Source organism: Nonomuraea maheshkhaliensis, assembly GCF_039529435.1.
In the GTDB taxonomy this organism is placed as follows: Bacteria; Actinomycetota; Actinomycetes; order Streptosporangiales; family Streptosporangiaceae; genus Nonomuraea; species Nonomuraea maheshkhaliensis.
In genome coordinates, this window is record NZ_BAAAMU010000112.1 from 26,067 (window position 1) to 33,585 (window position 7,519).

Sequence of the window (7,519 nt, forward strand, 5' to 3'; positions counted from 1 at the left end):
GATCAGGCGGCCGGGTAGTCGCCGTGCTCCAGGTCGTCGAGCAGCGTCGGGTGCACGGGTGACCAGCCGAGCGCCTCCCGGGTGACAGAGCTGGAGACGGGCCCGTCGAAGCCGTAGCCGAGAGCCATGAACGGGCTGACGAAGTGAGTGGCGGCCTCGGCCGGCGTCAGCGAAACGGTCGGCACGTCCAGACCCCGGGCGATCACCTCCGCGATGCTCCTGAAGGTGACGCGGCTTTCCGCCACCCCGTGCAGCACGCTGCCCGCGGGCGCCCGCTCCAGCGCCAGCCGGAACAGAACCGCCGCGTCGAGCCGGTGCACCGCGGGCCACCGGTTCGCGCCGTCGCCCACGTACGCCGAGACGCCGGTCTTGCGCGCGGTGGCGATGAGCATCGGGATGAGACCGTGGTCCTCGGGACCGTGCACGGTCGGAGCCAGGCGCACCACAGCGGCGCGCGCCCCGGGCGGCGAAGTCCAGGCACGCCCGCTCACCGGCGATGCGGAAGGCGGCGATCCCGGCCGCGTCGGGCTCGTCGTGCTCGGTGCTCTCCCGTCCGGCGGGCATGACCAGCGTGCCCGAGGTGACGATGAGCGGCCTGCCCGAGCCTTCCAGCGGCCGGCCGGGCGTCTCGATCGCGGTCCTGGCGCGCCGCATCATGTCGTCGAGATCGGAGAAGTCGCCGCCGTACGCCATGTGGAGAACGCCGTCGGCGGCCTCGGCGCCGTCGCGCAGCGGCGCTCAGACGAGACCGATCATGAACCCTTCGTCCTTGACCCCCAGGTACGCCCCCGGCCGGTACTGCCGCACCGCACCCTCGATGACCGGGATGTACTTGGGGTTCGACCCGAGCGGCAGCCGATAGCCGTTCTTGACCGTGTGGAACTCCCACAGGTGCTCCATCTCCGGATGCCGCGAGCGGAACCCCTGGTCGGCGGGGAACAGGTCCATCCGGACCATCGTCTTGCGGAAGATGTGGTCGGCGAGCTTGACCCGGCGCTGCCGCGTACGCGAGATGCCCACCCCCGACAGCTCCGCCCACGCCACCGCCCACGGCGTGCCCCGCGGATCGTCCCAGCGCACGCCGAACCCGTCGAACACCAGCTTGCGCGGCCGGCTGAGCTTCTTCCACGCGAACACCGGCAGCAGGCCGATGCCCAGGAAGACCAGCCCCAGCAGCCCGGCCACGACCGCAGTCCCCGCCCCGCCCGTGGTCTGCCCGGTCAGCGCCGAGAAGATCACGAAGAGCCCGATCACGCCCGAGACGGAGCCGCCGATCATCGCCTTCACCTTGGCGTCGCCGCCGACGTCGATCACCACGGGAGGCGGGCCGAAGGGGCGCGGGGGCTGCTGCGGGGGATAGGGCGCGGGATGTGAGGGCTGGTGAGGGCCGTACGTCATGGGAGGCCACGTTAGTGCCGTCCGCAATCCCCTTCGTCACGCTTCACCGTTTTCTGAAACGTCCCCGGGGATCGGCCACTGGCTATGCTGGGCCGCATGAGCAGCCAGCGGTCCGGTGAGGACAATCTCGGCTGGACGCTCGGCGTGCTGCTGCGGGCGTACCAGAGCTCGGTCGTCACCGTGATCGGCGACCTGCCGCACGGCCCGCGCGGCTACCAGACCCTCGCCGCCGTGGTGGCCGGGGATCATCCGACCCAGCTCGCCCTGGCCGCGCATCTCGGCATCGACAGGACCGTGATGACGTACCTCGTCGACGACCTCGTCCGGGCGGGCCTGGTCGAGCGGCGGCTCAACCCGGCCGACCGCCGCCAGCGCAGGATCGTGGCCACGTCGGACGGCGTGCGCGCGTTCGAGAAGCTGGAGCGGCGCGTCCGCGAGGCCGAGGACGGCCTGTTGGGCGCGCTCGACGCGGCCGAACGGGAGACGTTCAGGGGCCTGCTGCGGCGGGTGGCCTGTGACGTGCGCGACATCGAGCCCGCCACCGATCCGTGCGAGGTGGCCGAACAGGTGCTCGCGGACGGCGCCTGAGCCGGGGCTGCGCCAACGCCGGGAAAGTAGTTGCATGCGCGGGGAATGGCCGTGTGCAACCTACTGTTGTGCAACTCGTCTGGCATCTAGATAGTCTTCACAACAACGCATCTGCCCTCTCGGAGGGCGCAAGGGGAGGGCACATGCCTGACTACGGCCACGAGCTCATGTTCGGATCCTTCATCACCCCCGCGAACGCCTCGCCCCAGGAGGTCGTCTCGCTCGTACAGGAGTCGGAGGCCGCGGGCCTGGACCTGGCCACCTTCCAGGACCACCCCTACCAGTCGGCCTTCCTCGACACCTGGACGCTGCTGTCGTACGCCGCCGCGCGGACCGAGCGCATCCGCCTGTCGGGCAACGTCATCAACCTCCCGCTGCGCCCGCCGGCGGTGCTCGCCAGGGCCGCGGCCAGCCTGGACCTGCTCAGCGGGGGCCGGTTCGAGCTCGGGCTCGGCTCGGGCGCCTTCTGGGACGCGATCGAGGCCATGGGCGGGCGGCGGCTCACCCCAGGGCAGGCCGTCGAGGCGCTGAGCGAGGCCATCGACATCATCCGCGGCGTGTGGAACGTGGACGACCGGTCCCTGTTCCGCGTTGACGGGACGTACTACCAGGTCGACGGGGCCAAGCGCGGGCCCGCCCCGGCGCACGACATCGGCATCTGGCTGGGGGCGTACAAGCCGAAGATGCTCCGCCTGACCGGGGCCAAGGCCGACGGGTGGCTGCCGTCGCTGCAGTTCTTGAAGAGCCTGGACGGGATCGCCGCGGCCAACGAGATCATCGACGCGGCCGCCGTGGAGGCGGGGCGTGAGCCCGCCGCCGTGCGCCGGCTGCTCAACATCGGCGGGCGCTTCGGGCCGCGCAGTGACCGGCTCCTGTCCGGGCCGCCTGAGCAGTGGGCGGAGCAGCTCGCCGCGCTGACCCTGGAGTACGGCCTGTCCGGCTACATCGTCATGGGCGACGACGCCGCCACCATCAGGACGTTCGGCGAGGAGGTGGCGCCGCTCGTACGGGACCTGGTGGCCACAGAACGCGCGACGCGCGGCAGCGGCGTCGCCGGAACGGGGCGATGAACGTGGACTACCGGCATCCGCTGCGCCTCGGCCTCCTGCTCACCCCGGGGGACGACGGTCCTGAGGCGGCCGGGGAGCGGGCGCGGCTGGGGGAGGAGCTGGGCTACGACCTCGTGTCGTTCCGGCCGGGCTCCTCGGGGCTCGACCCGTGGACGCTGCTGAGCTGGACCGCCGCCCGCACCACCCGCATCCACCTCGCCGCCGAGGCCGGCGCCACGGGCGGGACGGGCTTCAACCCCGCCGTCGTGGCGCGGGCGGCGGCCAGCCTCGACCTGCTCGCGGACGGGCGCGTCGAGCTGGTCCTGGGCGCGGGTCCCGGCCTGGACGAGGCGATCGACGTCGTACGGGGCATCTGGACGGCGCACGTCCGTTCACCTTTCAGCTTCGACGGTGAGCACCATCGGCTGGCGGGCGCCGAACGCGGGCCCGCTCCCGCGCACAACGTTCCGATCCTGCTCACCGGCGCCCCGGACCCGGCCCTTCTGCGCCTGGCCGGCACCAAGGCGGACGCCTGGCTCCAGACCACCGGCGACGACTGGGCGGGGGTCAATGCCGTCATCGATCAGGCCGCCGTCGCGGCCGGGCGCGATCCGCGCGAGATCCACCGCCTGACCCACGTCACGGGCCGCTTCACCGACGCCCACGACGGCGCCGGAGACCCGCCGGCCGGGATCGGCGCGGAAGGCCCGCTGACCGGCTCGCCGGAACGCTGGATCTCCGCCCTGCTCCCCCTGATCCTCGACCAGGGCGTCAGCACGCTCGTCCTCGCCACCGACGACCCCGCCGCCATCCGCCGCTTCGCCACCGACGTCGCCCCGGCGTTGCGCGAAGCCCGGGGCGAGATCCCCAGGTCGGAGCGGGTCCCCAGCCTGAACGTCCGCCGTCACCGCCGCGACGGCATCGCCTACGACGCCGTCCCCGAATCGCTGGCCGGCACCGCGATCGAGCCGGGGGACTCCGGTTACGCCCGGGTGCGCTCGACCTACCTGCGCGGCGGGTCACCCGGCCTGGTCCTGCGCCCCGGCACCCCGGGCGAGGTCGCCGAGGCCGTGCGCTTCGCTCGTACGCAGCCGGTGAAGCTGTCGGTCCGCAGCGGCGGTCACGGCATCAGCGGCCGTTCGACCAACAACGGCGGCATCGTCATCGACCTGTCCCGCCTGCACGCCGTCGAGATCCTCGACAAGGCGACCAGGCGCGTCCGCGTCGAGCCGGGCGCGCGCTGGCGCGACGTCGCCGCCGCGCTCGCCCCGCACGGCTGGGCGCTCAGCTCGGGCGACTACGGCGGCGTGGGCGTCGGAGGGCTGGCCACCTCGGGCGGCATCGGCTGGCTCGTCCGCGAGCACGGCCTCACCGTCGATCACCTGCGCGCCGTGGACATGGTGCTGGCCGACGGCACCCGGGTGCGCGCCGACGAGGAGGAGAACGCGGAGCTGTTCTGGGGCGTACGCGGCGCCGGGGCGAACTTCGGCATCGTCACCTCGTTCGAGTTCGAGGCCGACGCGGTGAGTGAGGTGGGTTTCGGCCAGTTCGTGATGGACGCCGGCGACACGGCCGGGTTCCTCGAACGGTGGGGCGCCGTCATGGAGGCCGCCCCGCGCGACCTGACCAGCTTCCTCATCATCGGCCGCCCACGCCTGGGACAGCCGACCGTGGCCCAGGTCATGGCCGTCGTCGACTCCCGTGAGGCCGAGACGATCGTCGCCCGCCTGCAGCCCCTCGCCGACGTGGCCCCGGTGCTCGACTACTCCATCCAGGTGCTGCCGTACGAGGCGATCATGAACGCTCCGCAGGCTCCCCACGACGGCCAGGGCGAGCCGGTGACCAGGTCCGCGCTGGCCGACCACCTCACGCCCGCGCTGGCCGGCGACGTGGGCCGGCTGATCGCGGGCGGGCTGTCGTACTTCTTCTCGATCCGCGCGGTCGGCGGCGCCGTGGCCGACGTGCCCGCCGACGCGACCGCCTACGCCGGGCGCTCGGCGAACTTCCAGCTCGTCGCGTTCGGCGCGAACCGCCGCGCCCTGGACCGCGCCTGGGACGCGATGCTGCCCCACTTCTCCGGCCTCTACATCAACTTCGAGACCGACCTGCGCCCGGAACGCCTGCACGACGCCTACCCGGACGCCCATCTGCGCCGGCTGCGGGCGCTCAAACGCCGCTACGACCCGGACAACGTCTTCCGCGACAACTTCAACGTCTCACCCGAGCCGGATCAGGCCAGGTCCCAGAGCAGCCGGTAGTACGCGATGCGCTCGGCGTCCGGCTCGATCCCGTAGCCCGCGTAGACGTGGGCGTCGTGGCCGGGCCCGTAGTCCTCCTCGGCGCTCCACGCCGCGACGGCGAGGTCGGCCCACCGGTCCGCGACCCCGAGCGAGCCGAGATCGACGTGCGCCGAGACCGTGCCGTCGTCGAGCAGCAGCGTGTTCGGCACGCACGCGTCGCCGTGGCACACCACCAGCCGGTCGATCGGCGGAGGCGCTTCGAGCCGCGCCCGCGCGTCGGTCAGGGTGAGCGTGCGGTGCTCGGGAGCCCAGTCGCCGGGCCCCTCGCCGTCGGAGATCCGCTCGGCCACCCGGGGCAGCCGCCGTTGGACACTCCAGTCGAACGGGCACTCCGCCACGGGCAGCGCGTCGTGCAGGATCCGCAGCCCCCGCCCGATGGCCGTCGCCGCGACGGCCGGGGCGTCGGCCCAGCGCGCGTCCACCGCCGGCACCCCGGGCACGGCGGACGTCACCAGCCACGCCCCGTCGGCGTCCGCGCCGTGGGTGAGCACCGGCGGCACCCGCACCCACCGCCCCGCCCAGGCCAGCCGCTCGGCCTCGGCCTCAAGATCGATCTCGGGGGTCCCGGCGGCGACCCACTTGGCGTAGCGGACGGCGCCGCGCGCACCGTCGAGCCGGAACGTCAGCCCGCCCAGCTCGTTGCGCCACACCGGGGTGATGACGTCGTCACCGGCCAGCTCGGCGACGACGGCGGGGACGGTGACAGGGCCGGTGGGGATCTCGGCGGCGGCGGAACGACTCACAGGAACAAGATCCTTCCAGCCGGACGGTTCCGCTGACAACTCATTATCCCCGGGGTGCGGCGCGGAGGCACGGGCGGAGGTCAGCCGGTGGGTGGTGCCTGGTGGAGGAGAAGCGTGACGAAGCCCAGGACGCCTCGGTAGCCGCGCAGCCACATCTGGCGGTGCTCCCGCGCCGCCGCCAGGGCCGCGTCACCGTCGGGACCCGGATGGGCGAGGGCCCAGCGGGTGAGCGTGCCGGTCCACGACCACTCGTACTCGTCCCACTCGTCGAGCGTGCTCGTGTGACCGTGGATCACGGCGTATCCGGCGGCCTCCATGCGCTCCACCGTGCCGGCCAGGTCCGCGTACTCGTCCGGCTCGGCGCCCAGCACGGTGAGCAGCTCAGCGGTCGGCGGGCGCTCCCAGAAGCCCTCGCCGACCAGCGCCAGCCCCGACGACGGCCGCAGGTGGTCGCGGACGGCGGCCAGCGTCGGGGCGAGCCCGCCGAAGGCGTGCGTGGCCCCCACCGACAGCACCAGGTCGTACGGCTCCGCGCCCCGATAGTCGGCGGCGGGCGTGCGATGCAGCCGCAGCCGGTCGGCCACGCCGCGCCGGCCCGCCTCCTCGGCCGCCGCGGCCAGGCCGGACTCGGAGAGGTCCACCCCGTCGGCCGTCGCGTCCGGGTGGAGCGTCAGCGCCCTCGTCAGCCACGCGCCCTCCCCGCAGCCCAGGTCCAGGATGCGGGCCCGGGGCGGCAGGGCGGCCCTGGTGAGCAGGCGGACGAGCTCGCTCTCGGAGACGGGCGCGGCGATGGGGTGGTCGCCGTGGGCGAGGTGGCTGATCAGTTCGCGTTCCATGGACAGGCAATATGCCGGACGGCGCCGCCACGCCCCAAAGCCTTTTCCGCCGGACTCCGGCGTTCGCCGTCACATCTCCCGCGCGGCCTCCGTCATAGCGATGCCTCCGGACGACCGGAGGCCGATGACGACTGGAGGAGAACATGACGAACGCGGACCTGCGCGGCACGGTGACAGGGCGGGTGCTGCTGCCCGGCGACGACGGTTTCGAGCAGGCGGCCAGGGCGTGGAACCTGTCGGTGGAGCAGCGCGTGGCCGCCGTGGTGGAGGCCGCGCACGCGTGGGGGGCCCGCCGGGGGGGAGGCCGCGCCCCCCGACGACGCCGCCGCCGTCGTCCGGTACGCGGCCGGGGCCGGGCTGGCGGTGAGCGCGCAGCCCAGCGGGCACGGCGCCTCGGGCAACGCCGCCGGGGTCGTCCTGCTGCGCACCCGGCGGCTCGGCGGGGTCGAGGTGCGCGCGGAGGAGCGGGTGGCCCGGGCCGGCGCCGGGGTGACGTGGGGGGAGACGCTGGCCGCGGCCGGGCCGCTCGGCCTGGCCGGGCTGGCGGGCAGCAGCCCCGTCGTGAGCATGACCGGCTACACGCTGGGTGGAGGGCTCAGCTGGTT

The 7,519-nt window shown here is 73.8% G+C and carries 8 protein-coding genes; 4 read left to right on the forward strand and 4 right to left on the reverse strand.

Translation table 11 applies throughout. The features are described from left to right. Window positions 1–2: 2 nt before the first annotated feature. Window positions 3–425, reverse strand: coding sequence for a Rossmann-fold NAD(P)-binding domain-containing protein (locus tag ABFX54_RS44240; protein WP_346112988.1), 423 nt, complete (start codon window positions 423–425; stop codon window positions 3–5). 313 nt (window positions 426–738) lie between these two features. Then, on the reverse strand, window positions 739–1,398 hold the full coding sequence (locus ABFX54_RS44245) for a hypothetical protein (protein WP_346112989.1): 660 nt from the start codon (window positions 1,396–1,398) through the stop codon (window positions 739–741). Window positions 1,399–1,494: 96 nt separating this feature from the next. On the opposite strand from ABFX54_RS44245, the gene ABFX54_RS44250 reads away from it, so the two are divergent. From ABFX54_RS44250 to ABFX54_RS44260, 3 genes are all read left to right on the forward strand, one after another. Further along, on the forward strand, window positions 1,495–1,986 hold the full coding sequence (locus ABFX54_RS44250) for a MarR family winged helix-turn-helix transcriptional regulator (protein ID WP_346112990.1): 492 nt from the start codon (window positions 1,495–1,497) through the stop codon (window positions 1,984–1,986). A 143-nt stretch (window positions 1,987–2,129) separates the two neighbouring features. Then, the gene (locus ABFX54_RS44255; RefSeq protein WP_346112992.1) at window positions 2,130–3,056 is read left to right on the forward strand and encodes an LLM class flavin-dependent oxidoreductase; all 927 of its coding nucleotides are present in this window, start codon (window positions 2,130–2,132) and stop codon (window positions 3,054–3,056) included. After that, window positions 3,053–5,293: an LLM class flavin-dependent oxidoreductase gene (locus tag ABFX54_RS44260; protein WP_346112993.1), complete on the forward strand. Its 2,241-nt coding sequence runs from the start codon at window positions 3,053–3,055 to the stop codon at window positions 5,291–5,293. The genes ABFX54_RS44255 and ABFX54_RS44260 overlap by 4 nt, the downstream gene beginning before the upstream one ends. Here ABFX54_RS44260 and ABFX54_RS44265 read toward each other — a convergent pair. Beyond that, a complete protein-coding gene (locus ABFX54_RS44265) occupies window positions 5,266–6,078 on the reverse strand; it encodes an aminoglycoside 3'-phosphotransferase (protein WP_346112994.1) in 813 nt (270 codons plus the stop codon). The two genes, ABFX54_RS44260 and ABFX54_RS44265, sit on opposite strands and share 28 nt — an antisense overlap. An 80-nt stretch (window positions 6,079–6,158) precedes the next feature. Further along, window positions 6,159–6,914, reverse strand: coding sequence for an SAM-dependent methyltransferase (locus tag ABFX54_RS44270; RefSeq protein ID WP_346112995.1), 756 nt, complete (start codon window positions 6,912–6,914; stop codon window positions 6,159–6,161). Window positions 6,915–7,277: 363 nt separating this feature from the next. On the opposite strand from ABFX54_RS44270, the gene ABFX54_RS44275 reads away from it, so the two are divergent. Further along, window positions 7,278–7,519 (forward strand): FAD-binding protein (locus ABFX54_RS44275; RefSeq protein WP_487047330.1); only part of this gene is annotated, 242 nt, incomplete at its 3' end.